Source organism: Microbacterium sp. MAH-37 (assembly GCF_009758255.1).
GTDB lineage: Bacteria > Actinomycetota > Actinomycetes > Actinomycetales > Microbacteriaceae > Microbacterium.
Genome location: NZ_WSEN01000009.1, coordinates 14,033 through 26,709, shown reverse-complemented (window position 1 = coordinate 26,709; position 12,677 = coordinate 14,033). Strand labels below are relative to the sequence as shown.

Annotated in this window: 12 protein-coding genes; 9 read left to right on the top strand and 3 right to left on the bottom strand. The window is 69.3% G+C overall.

Going from position 1 to position 12,677, the window contains the following annotated elements:
- Positions 1-31 precede the first annotated feature (31 nt).
- Positions 32-955 carry a phosphotransferase gene (locus GON06_RS12300; RefSeq protein WP_157312607.1) on the bottom strand — a complete coding sequence of 308 codons (924 nt, stop codon included), beginning with the start codon at positions 953-955 and terminating at the stop codon, positions 32-34.
- Positions 956-986: 31 nt separating this feature from the next.
- Here GON06_RS12300 and GON06_RS12295 point away from each other — a divergent pair, with 31 nt between their 5' ends.
- From GON06_RS12295 to GON06_RS12255, 9 genes are all read left to right on the top strand, one after another.
- Positions 987-1,865, top strand: a complete 879-nt coding sequence (locus tag GON06_RS12295; RefSeq protein WP_157312606.1) for a DUF402 domain-containing protein — start codon at positions 987-989, stop codon at positions 1,863-1,865.
- Between the two features lie 76 nt (positions 1,866-1,941).
- The gene (locus GON06_RS12290) at positions 1,942-2,703 is read left to right on the top strand and encodes a YebC/PmpR family DNA-binding transcriptional regulator (RefSeq protein ID WP_157312605.1); all 762 of its coding nucleotides are present in this window, start codon (positions 1,942-1,944) and stop codon (positions 2,701-2,703) included.
- A 132-nt stretch (positions 2,704-2,835) separates the two neighbouring features.
- Positions 2,836-3,414: a crossover junction endodeoxyribonuclease RuvC gene (ruvC, locus tag GON06_RS12285; RefSeq protein ID WP_332837483.1), complete on the top strand. Its 579-nt coding sequence runs from the start codon at positions 2,836-2,838 to the stop codon at positions 3,412-3,414.
- A 9-nt stretch (positions 3,415-3,423) separates the two neighbouring features.
- Entirely contained in the window at positions 3,424-4,032 is a 609-nt protein-coding gene (ruvA, locus tag GON06_RS12280; RefSeq protein ID WP_157312604.1) for a Holliday junction branch migration protein RuvA, read from the top strand.
- Positions 4,025-5,053, top strand: a complete 1,029-nt coding sequence (gene ruvB / locus GON06_RS12275; protein ID WP_332837482.1) for a Holliday junction branch migration DNA helicase RuvB — start codon at positions 4,025-4,027, stop codon at positions 5,051-5,053. Before ruvA ends, ruvB begins: the two co-directional genes overlap by 8 nt.
- Positions 5,054-5,128: 75 nt before the next feature.
- Positions 5,129-5,551 carry a preprotein translocase subunit YajC gene (locus GON06_RS12270; protein ID WP_157312603.1) on the top strand — a complete coding sequence of 141 codons (423 nt, stop codon included), beginning with the start codon at positions 5,129-5,131 and terminating at the stop codon, positions 5,549-5,551.
- Positions 5,552-5,587: 36 nt separating this feature from the next.
- Complete coding sequence (gene secD, locus GON06_RS12265; protein WP_332837481.1) at positions 5,588-7,327, top strand: protein translocase subunit SecD; 1,740 nt, start codon at positions 5,588-5,590, stop codon at positions 7,325-7,327.
- Positions 7,327-8,316, top strand: a complete 990-nt coding sequence (gene secF, locus GON06_RS12260; RefSeq protein ID WP_157312602.1) for a protein translocase subunit SecF — start codon at positions 7,327-7,329, stop codon at positions 8,314-8,316. The genes secD and secF overlap by 1 nt, the downstream gene beginning before the upstream one ends.
- Before the next feature lie 82 nt (positions 8,317-8,398).
- Complete coding sequence (locus GON06_RS12255; RefSeq protein WP_157312601.1) at positions 8,399-10,645, top strand: RelA/SpoT family protein; 2,247 nt, start codon at positions 8,399-8,401, stop codon at positions 10,643-10,645.
- On the opposite strand, the gene GON06_RS12250 is transcribed toward GON06_RS12255, so the two are convergent.
- Positions 10,624-11,184, bottom strand: coding sequence for a hypothetical protein (locus GON06_RS12250; protein WP_157312600.1), 561 nt, complete (start codon positions 11,182-11,184; stop codon positions 10,624-10,626). The genes GON06_RS12255 and GON06_RS12250 overlap by 22 nt on opposite strands.
- Before the next feature lie 71 nt (positions 11,185-11,255).
- Positions 11,256-12,602: a DUF349 domain-containing protein gene (locus tag GON06_RS12245; protein WP_332837480.1), complete on the bottom strand. Its 1,347-nt coding sequence runs from the start codon at positions 12,600-12,602 to the stop codon at positions 11,256-11,258.
- Positions 12,603-12,677: the final 75 nt, after the last annotated feature.

Sequence of the window (12,677 nt, the reverse complement as noted above, 5' to 3'; positions counted from 1 at the left end):
CCATGCGCGACGTCTTCAGGTCATCGGACGCTCAGAGCAGCTCGCCCAGCCAGCGCAGGATCGGATCGGCCTGGGCGCGCTGGAACGCCCGCAGGCCGGGCAATTCGGGGATCTCCGGCTGCGCCTGATTCCACCACAGGAACGATGCGAACGCGGAGATGACGGGCAGCAGTTCGGTCGCGTCCGGCGCGCCGTGGTCGCGAAGCACTCGCCAGGACTCGGCGCAGGTCGGCCCGCCGGACGCCTCGATCGAGGGCACCAGCAGCGGTCCGTCCAGCCACGGAACGCCCCGGCGCGCGTGCGGCCAGTCGATGAAGCGTGCGCGGTCGCCGTCGATGAGGATGTTGTCGGCGCGCAGGTCGCCGTGCGCGAGTGCAGTCCCCTCCAGTGCGTCGGGGAGCGCGGCCTCCAGGCGCAGCAGGCGCGGCATCCTCTCCCGCAGTCCGCGGGGAAGCGCGGACACAAGATCCACGTCCTCGGCGATCTGCGCCCATCGGGCGCAACCCGGGAGCATGGACTGCTGCGCCGCGGGAACGGGTTCCTCGGCCGTGACCGCGGTGAGCCGGGCGATCGCGGCCGCGACCGTCTGGAGCTGGGCGTGGGTCCACGGTGCACCCGGGTGCGCGCCGGGCACGACCTCGAGGACGAGCGCGGTGCCGTCGTCACCGTCGAAGTCGCGCAGCATCCTCGGAGCGAGAGCGGTGGGCGCGCTCCGGAGCATCCGGATGTCGCGGCGCAGGAACGTCCGCGAATCGGCGTGCCCGTCCGCGGAGACCGCCTTGACGAACGCTTCGCCCTCGGCCGACCGGAGGATCCCGGCGTACCCGGCGCTGAAGCCGCCGTGTGCGGGGAAGTCCGACACGTACTCCCCGCCGAGGGCGTCCATGATCCGTCCGCGCAGCCTCGCCGGCAGCGAGGACCACGCCGGCCGCAGTCGATCGGCTCCCGCTGTCATGCCCCGAAACTAGCAGCGGTACCGTGAAGCCATGCGACTTCCCCTCGGATCGGCCGACGTCAGCGCGAGCGGTGGAAGCGCCGTCCTCACCGGACGCAGGGGAGAGCCCTGGAGCGACATCGCGTCCCTGCCCATGTCTCTCGCCGACGCGACAGCTCTGCTCGAGGATTCCGACCTCGCGGCGGCTCACGCGGATCCGGCCTTCCTCAGCGCCGTGCCCTCCGACGACACGGATGCTCCGCGCTTCGCGCCGGGGGCGCCGATACTGTGGCGGTACGGGCGGTACATCGAGACGGCGCGGGTCATCCGCGACGACGAGCGCGGACTGGTCGTGTGGATCCCGTCCGGCTCAGCGCGCCTCGTCTCGGTCCCGGCGGACGGTCGTTCACCGCGTGAGGTTCCGCTCGCCGAGCGCTTCAGCGTGCCGTGGCGCATCGAGGAGGCTCACTGGCGCGGTCCCGGAGTCGTGCGCGTGGCGCCGGCCGGCATGCCCTGGTCGGTGTGGTTCTTCCGATCCTCCGACGGGACGCCGGAGGGAACCTACGTGAACCTCGAACTCCCTCATCGGCGAACCACGGGCGAGAACGCGGGCGTCTTCTCCCGTGATCTCGTGCTCGATCTCTGGGTCGACGCCGGGCATCCCGGCAGCGAGGACATCTGGGTGAAGGACGCCGATGAGCTCGAGGCCGCCGTGCAGCAGGACCGTTTCACCGCCGAGCAGGCGGATGCGGTCCGCGCGATCGCGGACCACGCTGTGCGCGAGTTCGTCGCATCCGGAGGATGGCCGCTCGACGAGCGGTGGGAGACCTGGACTCCGAGCGAGGAGATCGACGTGCCGGTGCAGCTGCCCGCCGGTGCCGCGATGGATGCCGCCCGACGGCGGTCGGGTTCCACCAGTCTCGAAGGCTGACGGCAGAACGTTCACGATTCGTTAGAATGGACGATGCCCTGGAGGCGACTCCGGGAGACGAGACGAGCGGAGACTTATGTCCGGGCATTCCAAGTGGGCCACGACCAAGCACAAGAAGGCGGTCATCGACTCGCGCCGTGCCAAGTCGTGGGCCAAGCTCATCAAGAACATCGAGGTCGCGGCGAAGCTGGGCGGCCCCGATCTCGCAGGCAACCCGACGCTGTTCGACGCGGTGCAGAAGGCGAAGAAGACCTCTGTGCCCAAGGACAACATCGATCGCGCCGTCAAGCGCGGAGCGGGCATCGGCGGCGAATCCGTCGAGTACTCCTCGATCATGTACGAGGGCTACGGCCCGAACGGCGTCGCGCTGATGATCGAGTGCCTCACCGACAACAAGAACCGTGCGGCGGCCGAGGTGCGCACCGCACTGTCCCGTAACGGCGGCACCCTCGCCGACCCGGGCAGCGTGGCCTACAACTTCACCCGCAAGGGCGTCATCGTGGTCAGCTCCGACGGCACCACCGAGGACGACGTCATGATGGCCGCTCTCGAGGCGGGTGCTGAGGAGATCGAGCCGCACGCTCAGGGCTTCGAGGTCATCACCGAGGCCACCGACCTGGTGGCCGTGCGTTCCGCGCTGCAGGAGGCGGGCATCGACTACGAGTCGGCAGACGTCGAGTTCGTGCCGAACCTCAAGGTCGAGATCGACGCCGACGCGGCGCGCAAGATCTTCCGCCTCATCGACGCTCTCGAGGACAGCGACGACGTGCAGAACGTCTTCAGCAACTTCGACCTCCCCGCCGAGGTGCAGGCGGAGCTCGAGAACGACGACGAGTGAGACGTTTCGTCTCGCTGTTCCGCGGATCCTGAGCGAGCGCAGCGAGACGAAGGGCGCTCAACGACCGGTAGTCGACAGGAACCCCGGGCGCGCCTGCGCCCGGGGTTCCTTCGTCGTAACTAGCCTGGGGGAGTGACCTCCCTGCGCGTGCTCGGCATCGACCCCGGCCTCACCCGGTGCGGCGTCGGCGTCGTCGATGTGGATCGCGCACGCCGCGGCACCCTCGTGCACGTCGGCGTCATACGGACGCCGATCGATGCCCCGATCGGGGAGCGCCTCGCAGCCGTCGCCGCCGGCATCCGAGAGGTGCTCGAGACCCATCGGCCGGACGCCGTCGCCGTGGAGCGCGTGTTCGCGCAGCAGAACAGCCACACAGTGATGGGCACCGCGCAGGCGAGCGGAGTCGCACTGCTGCTCGCCGCCGAGGCGGGTCTGCCGGCCGCCACGCACACGCCGAGCGAGGTGAAGGCCGCCGTGACCGGCTACGGCTCTGCGGACAAGAAGCAGGTGCAGTCGATGATCGCCCGCATCCTGCGCCTGGACGCCCCTCCGCAGCCCGCGGATGCCGCGGACGCGCTCGCGATCGCGCTGTGTCACGCCTGGCGTCGGGATGCCACCGCCCCTGCCTCCGGCGGCGGTCCGACACCCGCCCAGCGGGCATGGGCCGACGCGGAGCGTGTCGCTCGAACATACGTACGATCCGCCCGATAGGGTGGGGGCATGATCTCCTCCCTGCACGGCGTCGTCCTGCATGCCGATTCGGGCCACGTCGTCATCGAGACCGGGGGAGTGGGCTTCGCCGTCTTCGTCCCCGCGGACGTCGCGCACACCGCGGTCGTGGGGGAGCGGATGCTGCTGCACACCAGCCTCATCGTCCGCGAGGACGCACTCACGCTGTACGGCTTCGCCGACCGCGACGAGCTGGAGATCTTCGGACAGCTGATCAGCGTCACGGGCGTCGGGCCGAAGTCCGCGCTGGGCGTGCTCTCGCATCTGACCGTCGATCAGATCGCCGCGGCGGTCGGCGCCGAGGACGATGCGCCCTTCCGTCGTGTGTCGGGTATCGGCCCGAAGACCGCGAAGCTCATCGTCGTGCAGCTGGCCGGCAAGGTGCAGCCGCGCGTCGCCGCCGCACCGGTGGGTGTAGCGGCCCCCGGCGTCACCGACCAGGTCGCCGCTGCACTGGTCGGGCTCGGCTGGTCGGAGAAGGTCGCTGCCGAGGCTGCGGAGCAGACCGCTGCGGACGCCACCGATGCCGAGCGCGAGTCGGTCGCCGCGCTGCTGCGCCGCACGCTCGCCGCCCTGGGCCCGGGAGCGGGCCGTGGCTGACCCCCGGGATGCCGCCGAGGCATTGGACGAGACCGAACTCGCCATCGAGGGTGCGCTGCGCCCATCGAGTCTCTCCGAGTTCGTCGGCCAGCCCAAGGTGCGCGGACAGCTGCAGCTGCTGCTGCAGGCCGCCCGCATCCAGGAGCGCCCCGCCGACCACATCCTGCTCGCCGGCCCTCCGGGCCTCGGCAAGACGACTCTCGCGATGATCGTCGCGCACGAGAGCGAGCGCCCGCTGCGGCTCTCCAGCGGCCCGGCGATCCAGCACGCCGGCGACCTCGCCGCGCTGCTGAGCAGCCTCATGCCGGGGGAAGTGCTGTTCATCGACGAGATTCACCGTATGGCGCGCTCCGCAGAGGAGATGCTGTACCTCGCCATGGAGGACTTCCGGATCGACATCATGGTCGGCAAGGGTGCCGGCGCCACCAGCATCCCGCTGGAGCTCGCCCCGTTCACGCTCGTCGGCGCGACCACGCGTTCGGGACTGCTCCCCAACCCCCTGCGCGACCGGTTCGGATTCACCGGGCACCTGGAGTACTACGCCGAGGACGAGCTCGAGCAGGTGATCGCCCGGTCTGCGGCGGTGCTCGGTGTGCGCCTGCCCGCGGATGCGCTCTCCGAGATCGCGCGGCGCTCGCGCGGCACGCCCCGCATCGCCAACCGGCTGCTGCGCCGCGTGCGCGACTACGCGCTGGTGCACGGCGAGCGGGACTCCGCGTCGATCGGCGACGTGCGCGCGGCGCTGGAGCTCTACGACGTCGACGCGATCGGGCTGGACCGGCTGGACCGGGCCGTGCTGGACGCGCTGGTGCGACGTTTCGGCGGGGGACCGGTGGGCCTCAGCACGCTCGCCGTCGCGGTCGGTGAAGAGGCCGAGACCGTGGAGAGCGTCGTCGAGCCGTATCTCGTGCGCATCGGCTTCCTCGGTCGCACCCCGCGCGGGCGGATCGCCATGCCCGAGGCCTATGCGCACCTCGGCGTGACGCACCCCGGCGGGGGCGCATTGTTCGATGACCTATAATCGCTGAAGACTTCGCATCCCCCTATTGCGCGCCCCACTGTCGGCGTGCGCGCGTCGGAAAGGCCCCACCCCGCCATGGAAATCATCCTCTTCGGACTGCTCGCGCTTCTGCTCGTCTTCATGTTCTTCAACACGCGCAAGCGGCAGAAGCAGATGAAGGCCGAGCAGGAGGAGAAGGCCACCAAGACCGTCCCGGGCGCCAAGGTGCTGCTCCAGGGCGGCCTGTACGGCACGATCGTCTCCTTCGACCCCGAGAACCTCGACCAGCCCGCGCAGGTCGAGATCGCCCCCGGCGTCGTGATCGAGGTGCACAGCCAGGCGATCCTCCGCATCGTCGAGCCCACCGAGGCGACTCCCGCTGAGGACGCCGCGGTCGAGGACGCTCCCGCCGCGGACGCCGTCGCCGACTCCGAGCTCCCCGACCCGAACCACGTCGAGACCCCGGAGGAGACCCGCGCGCGCCTCGAGCGCAACGAGCGCGGCGACTCCGAGAACTGATCCGCGCCATCACAGCACACGAGAAAGCGGCAATTCGTGGCATCCACCTCTCCGACCCGCCATGCGTGGCGGGTCCTTCTCGGCCTGCTCATCGTCACGGCGGTGCTGTTCAGCATCAACGCCGTCGGCGTGTTCCTCGGCAAGAGCTCGTGGGCGCCTGAGCTCGCACTCGACCTGCAGGGCGGCACCCAGATCATCCTGAGCGCCCAGACGGCCGACGGGTCCGACCCGACGCAGGAGCAGCTCGACCAGGCTGCCGCGATCATCCGGCAGCGCGTCGACGCGTCTGGTGTCGGCGAGACCGACATCACGACCGAGGGCGGCCGCAACATCGTCGTCCAGATCCCTGGCGTCGCAGACGACGAGACCCGCCAGCGGATCGCGCAGAGCGCGCAGCTCGAGCTGCGCCCCGTGCTCGCGACCACCGAGCCCGCGACCGACTTCGTCGGCGAGGACGGCAAGAGCACGCCGTACCCCACGCCGAACGAGACGATGAACTCGACGCCGACGGCGACGCCGTCGAACGGCAGCGACCTGTCCTGGATCACCGAGAAGCTGCAGGCCCAGTTCCTCAGCTACGACTGCGCCAACCCGGAGAACGACCCGGCGACCGCTCCGAAGGACGAGCCGCTCGTCGCGTGCAGCGTCGACGGCCAGGTCAAGTACCTGCTCGGCCCGACCGAACTGACCGGCACGGCGATCACCGACGCGCAGGCCGGCCGCGACCCGCAGTCGGGGCAGTGGATCGTCCAGTTGGAGATGAACGACAAGGGCACCAAGGCCTTCGCCGACGTCAGCCAGCGCCTGAACGAGTTCCGCATCCAGAACCAGAGCCCGCGCGACCAGTTCGCGTTCGTGCTGGACGGCAAGGTCATCTCCGCCCCGCAGATGCAGGCGGTCATCGCCAACGGCAAGCCCTCGATCTCGGGCAGCTTCACGCAGGAGACCTCGAAGGTCCTCGCCGACCAGCTGCGCTACGGTGCCCTTCCGCTGAGCTTCAAGGTCGAGAGCAACCAGTCGATCTCGGCGACCCTCGGATCGCAGCAGCTGCAGATCGGTCTGATCACCGGACTCATCGGCCTCGGACTGGTGGCGATCTACTCGCTGCTGAGCTACCGCGCGCTGGGCTGGGTGATCATGGCGTCCATCGGCGTCATGGGCGTGCTGACCTACATCATCATCTGCATCCTGGGCTGGCGCATGGGCTTCCGCCTGTCGCTGGCCGGTGTGGCGGGTCTGATCGTGTCCATCGGATTCACGGCCGACTCGTTCATCGTCTACTTCGAGCGAATACGAGACGAGCTGCGAGACGGCAAGTCCATCACCGGAGCGGTGGAGGACGGCTGGAGTCGCGCGAAGCGCACGATCTACATCTCGAAGTCGATCAACATCCTCGCCGCCGTGGTGCTGTACATCCTCGCGGATGCCACGGTGAAGGGCTTCGCGTTCACGCTGGGTCTGACCACGCTCATCGACGTGTTCATCTTCGTGATCTTCACGCACCCGGTGATGCAGCTGCTCGCCCGCACGAGGTTCTTCGGCGGCGGCCACCCGCTGTCCGGGCTCAACCCCGAGGAACTCGGTGCGGTCTACCGCGACCGCACGGAGTTCCGCGAGGTGCAGACCGCCTCCAGCGGCAAGGCCGCACGCACCAAGGCGTCGCGCGGTGAAGCAGAGCGCCGCCAGACCATCGCCGAACGCAAGCGCGCTGAGGCCCTCACCGGGGCGCCGGATGCCGGTTCCTCCGCAGAGCCCGGAAAGGACGGAGACGCCTGATGTTCTCCTTCAACGAGTTCGGCAACAAGCTGTACACCGGGAAGCTGTCCTTCCCGTTCGTCCAGAAGCGCAAGCTGTGGTTCATCATCGCGATCGCGCTGGTGGTCGGCTCGGCGCTGATGCTGATCGTGCGCCCGCCGCAGTTCTCGATCGAGTTCACCGGTGGCTCGCAGTTCGTCGTGCAGGCGCCCGCCAGCACGAACCAGGACCTCGCGACGCAGGCCGTCCAGTCGGTCGTGCCAGAGGCCACCGCCAAGGTCGTGATCATCGCCGACACCGACGTGCGTGTGCAGACCTCCCAGATGACCGCAAAGCAGACGAACCAGGTCGCGGAGTCGCTGGCGGAGGCGTACGACGTCCCGGTCGACCAGGTCAGCAAGTCGTTCATCGGCCCGGCCTGGGGCGAGGGCGTCACGCGCCAGTCGCTCTGGGGCCTCGCGATCTTCCTCGCGCTGACCTTCCTGATCCTGGCGATCTACTTCCGCACCTGGAAGATGTCGGCCGCCTCGATCATCGGCCTGCTGGACGTGCTCATCATCACCGTCGGCGTGTACGCGCTGGCAGGCTTCCAGATCTCGCCCGCGGCGGTGATCGGATTCCTGACGATCCTCGCGTACTCGCTGTACGACACCACCGTCGTGTTCGACAAGGTGCGTGAGAACACCACGGAGGACGGCGAGACGCTGGCCCGCACGTTCGGCGAGTCGGTGAACCTCGCGGTCAACCAGACCCTGGTGCGCTCGATCAACACCGCGATCATCGCCGCCCTCCCGGTCGGCGCGATCCTGTTCATCGGCGCGTTCTGGCTGGGCGCGGAGACGCTGACCGACATCTCGCTGTCGATCTTCGTCGGCATCATCGTCGCCACGTACTCGACGCTGTTCGTCGCCGCTCCGCTGTACGCGTTCTTCCGCCAGCACGAACCGGCGATCCTCGCGCACGACAAGAAGGTCCTGAAGGCGCGCGAGCGCGCCGTGCAGGCAGCCTGAGCAACGCCTCTCGTGCACGGGGCCGCGGAGTCTCTCCGCGGCCCCGTGCCGCGTAGGATGATCTGACCGGAGGTGTGAGCGTATGGCGGACCCGCAGACCACGCAGAGCTCGAGTCTGCGCAGGCTCGTGCCCCGCATCTTCTCGCGCGCTCCCCGGAACAACGACCTCGACAACCTCATCCGCACGGTCCGGGTCAACCATCCGCGCGGTGACCTGCCGATCATCGAGCGGGCGTACACGGTCGCCAGGGAGAAGCACGAGGGGCAGCTGCGTCAGAGCGGCGAGCCCTACATCACGCATCCGATGGCCGTCGCCCAGATCCTGGCAGAGCTCGGTCTCGGTCCTCGCGCCGTCGCCGCTGCGCTGCTGCACGACACGGTCGAGGACACCGGCTACCCGCTGAGCGAGCTGCAGGAGACGTTCGGCGACGAGGTCGCCATGCTCGTCGACGGCGTCACCAAGCTCGACAAGGTCAAGTACGGCGAGAGCGCGCAGGCCGAGACGGTCCGCAAGATGATCGTCGCGATGTCGAAGGACATCCGCGTGCTGCTCATCAAGCTCGCCGACCGGCTGCACAACGCCCGCACCTGGGGCTTCGTGCCGCCGGAGAAGGCGGCGAAGAAGGCCAAGGAGACGCTCGAGATCTATGCGCCGCTCGCGCATCGCCTGGGTATCCAGACGATCAAGAGCGAACTCGAGGACCTGTCCTTCGCGGTGCTGCATCCGAAGATCTACGCCGAGATCTCCAGCCTGATCACCCAGCGCACCCCGCAGCGTGAGAAGTACCTGCAGCAGGTCATCGAGGCGATCGACGAGGACCTGCGCGATCTGCGCATCCGCGGCAAGGTCGTCGGCCGGCCGAAGCAGCTGTACTCCGTCTACCAGAAGATGGTCGTCCGCGGTCGAGAGTTCGACGACATCTACGACCTCATCGGCATCCGCGTCCTGGTGGGCTCCGTGCGCGACTGCTACGCGGTGCTCGGTGCGATCCACGCGCGCTGGACCCCGCTGCCCGGCCGGTTCAAGGACTACATCGCCACCCCGAAGTTCAACCTCTACCAGTCGCTGCACACCACGGTGATCGGCCCCAGCGGCCGCACCGTCGAGATCCAGATCCGCACGCACGAGATGCATCAGCAGGCGGAGTTCGGCGTCGCCGCGCACTGGATGTACAAGGAGCGGATGAACGGCGGCAAGCCCGACGGCAAGCCGATGGACACCGAGATGGCCTGGCTGGCGCACATCTCGGACTGGCAGGCCGAGACCGCCGACCCGAGCGAGTTCCTCGACTCGCTGCGCTTCGAGATCGGCGCCAAGGAGGTCTACGTCTTCACCCCGAAGGGGCGCGTGATCGGCCTTCCCGCCGGGGGCACCCCGGTGGACTTCGCCTACGCCGTGCACACCGAGATCGGGCACCGCACGATGGGCGCCAAGGTGAACGGTCGTCTGGTTCCGCTGGAGACCGAGCTGCACAGCGGCGACGTGGTCGAGGTGTTCACCTCGAAGAACCCGGATGCCGGGCCCAGCCAGGACTGGCTGACGTTCGTCAAGAGCACCCGCGCACGCAACAAGATCCGCGGCTGGTTCACGAAGGAGCGTCGCGAGGAGGCGATCGAGCAGGGCAAGGAGGCGATCGCGCGAGCGATGCGGAAGCAGAACCTTCCGCTGCAGCGTCTGATGAGCCAGGACTCCTTCGCCCAGGTCGCCCAGCAGCTGCACTACGAGGACGTCTCCGCTCTGTACGCGGCCGTCGGCGAGGGTCACATCTCGACGCAGCACGTGCTCGAGAAGGTCACCGCCCTGGTCGGCCCGGAGGACACCTCCACCGGCGCCATCGACCTGCCCGGTCGTGTGCAGACGAAGGAGCCCCGCGGTGGGGACTCCGGGGTTCTGGTGCGCGGCGCCAACGACATCCTGGTCAAACTGGCACGCTGCTGCACGCCGGTGCCCGGCGACCCCATCGTCGGCTTCGTGACCCGTGGGAGCGGCGTGTCCGTGCACCGGTCCGACTGCGTGAACGTGAAGGCCCTCAGCGCCGACCCGGCACGCTTCGTCGACGTGGAGTGGGCACCGACCACGAAGAGCGTGTTCCGCGTACAGATCCAGGTCGAGGCGCTGGACCGCTCAGGGCTGCTCTCCGACGTCACCCGGGTGCTCAGCGAGCACCATGTGAACATCCTCTCCGCGACAGTCACGACAACTGATGAGCGTCTCGCGCTGAGCCGTTTCGTGTTCGAGATGGGCGATGCCGTGCACCTGGACCGGGTGCTGAACGCCGTCCGCCGGATCGACGCCGTATACGACGTCTATCGCGTCACCACTTCCTGATCGACCAGTCGGGCGAGCAGTTCCAGGGCCGGACGCTTGCCCGGGGCACGGGACCGCCCGCCGATGGTCTCGTACGTGCGTGCGGCCAGCCCGGGGAACACCTCGATCAGAGCGCGCAGCCAGTGCGCGCTCTCGGGATCCCGGCCGGCGGTGAAGGCGAGCGAGATCGCCACGGCGTCCACGGCCGCGACCGGGACGCCGGCGATCCGCACGGTCTGGTCCGGTGTCAGCGCGACCTGATGGGTGACGATCCTCGGCCCGGGGCGCAGCCGCGCAGCGGCGGCATCCGCTCGGCACACGTGATGGCGCGCGGGAGGAAGATCGCCGGCGCCGTGCACCCAGGCGGCGCTGGGGCCGCACAGCGCGCCGCTTGACGGGATCAGAGCGCACAGCGACAGTGCCCGCGCCTCCGGCCCTTCGACGGTGTCCGCAGGAAGGAATCCCTCGCCGACCTCGACGACATGGCCGTCCAGGCGCGCGGCGCCGAGCTCGGTGAGGCTGAGCCTGTCGCCGGGCAGGTAGACGAGAGCGGGATGCACCCTGACAGTCTGATGCCGGTGCCCCCGCCGCGGGGGACACCGGCATCAGACTGTGGATAAGCTCAGCGGGGTCAGCCGCCGAGGGCGTTCAGCCAGGCACGACGGGCCTCGAGGGCGTCCTTCGCGTCCTTGGCAGCCTTGGCGTCGCCGGCAGCCTCAGCGGCTGCGAGCTCCGACTCGAGCTTCTCGATCGCCTCGAGCAGCTGCGAGCTCATGTCGTTCGCGCGAGCCTTCGTCTCGGGGTTGTTGCGCTTCCAGTCGACGTCCTCGCGGCCCTTGAGAGCCTGCTCGATGCTGCGCAGACGGTCGTCGAGCGCACGCTCCTTGTCGCGCGGGAAGATACGGCCGATCTCGTCCCACTGCCGCTGGATGCGGGTGAGCAGCGCGCGCGCCTTCTTGATGTCGGACTCGTCGGCCACGGCCTTCGCCTCGACCAGCAGCGCCTCGCGGGCCTCGATCTTCGGCGCGGAGTCCGCCTCTTCCGCGGCTGCCTGCTCGGCGCGCGCCTGGTACAGCGCATCGCCGGCGGCCTTGAACTTCGCCCACAGGGCGTCATCGGCCTTCCGGCCCGCGCGCCCGGCGGCCTTCCACTCGTCGAGCAGACCGCGGTACGCGGGAATGCCGTCGATGCCGCGCGGTGCGAGGGCCTCGGCGCGCTCGACCAGACGGGTCTTGGCGTCGCGGGCGACGCGGTGCGTGTCGTCCAGCTCGGAGAAGTAGGCCCGACGCGCCTTGTCGACGACGGAGCGTGCGTCGCGGAATCGCTTCCAGAGCTGCTGGGCGGTGCCCTTCGGAAGTCTCGGACCCGTCTGCTGGTGGGCCTGCCACTGGTCGAACAGCGCCGTCATGTCGGCGGTGATCTGCTTCCACTGCACCTTCGAGAGGTCGAGGGCGGCGATCCGCTCCGCCTCCTCGACGATGGCCGTGCGCTCGACGATCGCGGCGTCGACGGCCTCCTTGGCCGCCTGGGCCTCCTGCGCCGTGGCTTCGGAGAGGGACTCGAGCAGCGAGTCGACGCGGGTACGCAGACCCGCCAGGTCGCCCACGGCGGCAGCATCCGTCAGCTCGCCGACGATGTGCTTCGCCTGCTTGGAGAGGTCGGCCGCGGATGCCTCGCCGGTCTGCACCCGCTTCTCCAGCGTCGTGACCTTGACGGCGATGTCGTCGTACTTGCGCACGAAATAGGCGAGAGCCTCCTCGGCGGTGCCGTCGGGGTACTGGCCGACGGCGCGCCAGGTGTCGCCCTCGCGGACTTCGACGGTGCCGTCCTCGACGACACGGCCCCACTCGGCAGCGTCGGACGAGACCGGAGCGGCGGGCGCGACGGGCTTCGCCACCAGCTTCGGCGGCGTCGGCATCGGCACGCGAGGGGGTGCGGGGACGGGGGGAGTCGGCTTCGAGGGCTCGGTGGCAGACACGATGTTTCTCCTTGCGCGGACATCCGCGGGAGTGGGAAAGGACGAGGCTCAGCCTAGTACGAGCGGGCAGGGCGG

What these genes read in the sequence shown, in the direction of transcription:
- GON06_RS12300 (WP_157312607.1), bottom strand. Translation starts at nt 955, where the DNA reads ATGACAGCGGGAGCCGATCGACTGCGGCCGGCGTGGTCCTCGCTGCCG.
- secF (WP_157312602.1), top strand. Translation starts at nt 7,327, where the DNA reads ATGTTCTCCTTCAACGAGTTCGGCAACAAGCTGTACACCGGGAAGCTG.
- GON06_RS12295 (WP_157312606.1), top strand. Translation starts at nt 987, where the DNA reads ATGCGACTTCCCCTCGGATCGGCCGACGTCAGCGCGAGCGGTGGAAGC.
- GON06_RS12255 (WP_157312601.1), top strand. Translation starts at nt 8,399, where the DNA reads ATGGCGGACCCGCAGACCACGCAGAGCTCGAGTCTGCGCAGGCTCGTG.
- GON06_RS12270 (WP_157312603.1), top strand. Translation starts at nt 5,129, where the DNA reads ATGGAAATCATCCTCTTCGGACTGCTCGCGCTTCTGCTCGTCTTCATG.
- ruvA (WP_157312604.1), top strand. Translation starts at nt 3,424, where the DNA reads ATGATCTCCTCCCTGCACGGCGTCGTCCTGCATGCCGATTCGGGCCAC.
- GON06_RS12290 (WP_157312605.1), top strand. Translation starts at nt 1,942, where the DNA reads ATGTCCGGGCATTCCAAGTGGGCCACGACCAAGCACAAGAAGGCGGTC.